Genomic DNA, 2,622 nt, shown 5'->3' with positions numbered 1-2,622 from the left:
GTCAGTTCAACATTGCTGACCACTTTTTCTTTTCAGTGACTTTTCACCTGACCAGATATGTCAATTTTTTATCCATACTTTTCTAAGTATTATTTTCTGCTTGCTTATTTTTAGTCTAAACTCCAGTTAAACTGGCATTGATGGCCAGAGGCTAGGAATGTTTCTTTGGAGGCTCCACTTGACATTACAGTCAAGGCGGAGCCTTATTGAATTCGTTCCCATACTCAGCATGGGAACGAGAATACTTTAAACAATTACCAATCAAGCTTTTCATCTGAAGTTCACACTTATGAACATTGTTGTGCCCTTACAAACACCGTATTGAACTAAATTGAAAACTGCTCTTACGATCCCCATAAAGTCTTAAAATATTGTTAATTTCTGCCAAACCTCTCGACCTTCAACTTACAAGTACCACCCCAGAATTATTATGGCTATCGGCTATGTCGCTCTTGTACTCCACGCACACCTACCCTTCGTTCGTCATCCAGAAAGCGACTATGTGCTTGAGGAAGAATGGCTTTATGAAGCCATCACGGAAACATACATTCCCTTACTAAAAGTATTTGAAGGCTTAAAGCGAGACGGTATCGACTTTAAAATCACGATGAGCATGACACCGCCTTTAGTGTCGATGCTTCGTGACCCTCTGCTGCAAGAGCGCTATGACGCACATTTAGCGCAACTTGAAGAGCTTATAGAATTGGAGGCTGAGCGTAATGTCCACAACGGGCATATCCGTTATTTAGCGGAACATTACGCTGCTGAATTTAATGAAGCGCGTCAGTTATGGGAGCGCTACGACGGTGATTTGGTGACTGCTTTTAAGCAGTTTCAAGACACTAATAACCTAGAAATTATCACTTGCGGTGCGACCCACGGTTACTTACCGCTGATGAAAATGTATCCGCAAGCGGTGTGGGCACAAATTCAGGTAGCCTGCGAACACTACGAGCAAACCTTTGGACAAGCACCCAGAGGTATTTGGTTGCCTGAATGCGCCTACTATGAAGGTTTAGAGCGGATGCTAGCAGATGCTGGGTTGCGCTACTTTCTCACCGACGGGCATGGCATTCTTTACGCCCGTCCTCGTCCCCGCTTTGGTACTTATGCCCCAATTTATACAGAGACTGGGGTTGCTGCCTTTGGTCGAGATCATGAATCTTCCCAGCAGGTATGGTCTTCTGAGGTGGGCTATCCAGGTGCAGCAGAATATCGGGAATTTTACAAAGATTTGGGCTGGGAAGCAGAATATGAGTACATCAAGCCCTATATTATGCCCAACGGTCAGCGTAAAAACACGGGTATTAAGTATCATAAAATTACTGGGCGCGGCTTAGGACTTGCAGATAAAGCACTCTACGATCCTTATTGGGCAAAAGAAAAGGCAGCGGAACATGCCGAGAACTTTATGTATAATCGAGAGCGGCAGGCTGAGCATCTTTATGGAATTATGCAACGTCCGCCAGTGATTGTTTCGCCTTATGACGCCGAGTTATTTGGACATTGGTGGTATGAAGGCCCCTGGTTTATAGATTACCTGTTCCGCAAGTCATGGCATGACCAGGGAACCTACGCAATGACCCATTTGGCGGATTATTTACAGGCACAACCGACCCAGCAAGTTTGCCGTCCTTCGCAATCAAGTTGGGGTTTTAAGGGATTCCATGAGTATTGGTTGAACGAGACGAATGCGTGGATTTACCCTCATTTGCACAAAGCCGCAGAACGCATGATTGAAATCTCGCACTTGGAACCAGAAGATGAATTGGGGTGGAAAGCATTGAACCAAGCAGCGCGGGAACTGCTGTTAGCACAATCTTCTGACTGGGCATTTATTATGCGGACGGGAACGATGGTACCCTATGCAGTGAGACGGACGCGATCGCACCTGATGCGGTTCAATAAGCTCTACGAAGACGTTAAAATTGGCAAAGTCGATAGCGGTTGGCTGGAAAAAGTCGAGTTAATAGACAATATCTTCCCTAAAATTAACTATCGCGTCTACCGTCCTTTGTCTTAGTCTCGCTTGTAGACACCACGGACACTTTAACGCCAGCAATAGTAAGGTGGGCATTACCCACCTTATAAGGGTTCCGAGCATTTGACGATATTGCAATAAGTCCAGTCTGCGATCTTTGCTATGACCTTTGTGGAGCAATGGTGGCTGTAATTCTTGCTCAATTGCCTGATTACCGGTTTCAAACTGATGATATGCCGACATAACTTGTAGTATCACAACAAGCGATATCCCGATCGCGTCATCCACTAGGTGCAGTTCATGGCTTAATTAGATGTGACTCTGACTGGCGGTATTTGACAATTAACTTACGTCCTTTGAGGGGTAGATAAAGCAACATTGTTGCTAAAGGTAATCCGGTTCCTGCTATTGCTAATAGGATGTAGGGATTGAGAAGTCCGACTATACAACCAATTCCGAAGCTCATTCCTAACCCGATTGTGAGTGTTAACAATACATTAGTAGACATATCCTTCCCAGCCCAAGCCATAGCCTCAGCCACAGTTACAGCCACAGTCACAGCCACAGTTACAGCCACAGTCACAGCCACAGTCACAGTCACAGCCCCAGCCCCAGCCATCGCCCCAGCCACAGCCCCAGCC

At 45.7% G+C, this 2,622-nt stretch carries 1 protein-coding gene and 1 pseudogene; one reads left to right on the top strand and one right to left on the bottom strand.

Translation table 11 applies throughout. The features are described from left to right. The first annotated feature begins 430 nt into the window (after positions 1–430). Positions 431–2,023 (top strand): glycoside hydrolase family 57 protein, encoded by a 1,593-nt coding sequence (locus IQ246_RS29335; RefSeq protein WP_194006796.1) that lies wholly within the window; start codon positions 431–433, stop codon positions 2,021–2,023. A gap of 256 nt (positions 2,024–2,279) precedes the next feature. On the opposite strand, the pseudogene IQ246_RS29330 reads toward IQ246_RS29335, so the two are convergent. Then, positions 2,280–2,622 (bottom strand): annotated as a pseudogene (locus IQ246_RS29330) (serine/threonine protein kinase); the annotation flags it as partial.

It is taken from the genome of aff. Roholtiella sp. LEGE 12411 (genome assembly GCF_015206995.1).
Classification (GTDB): domain Bacteria; phylum Cyanobacteriota; class Cyanobacteriia; order Cyanobacteriales; family Nostocaceae; genus Komarekiella.
Note: the sequence above shows the minus strand (reverse complement) of the source record. Positions and strands in the feature narration are given on the sequence as shown.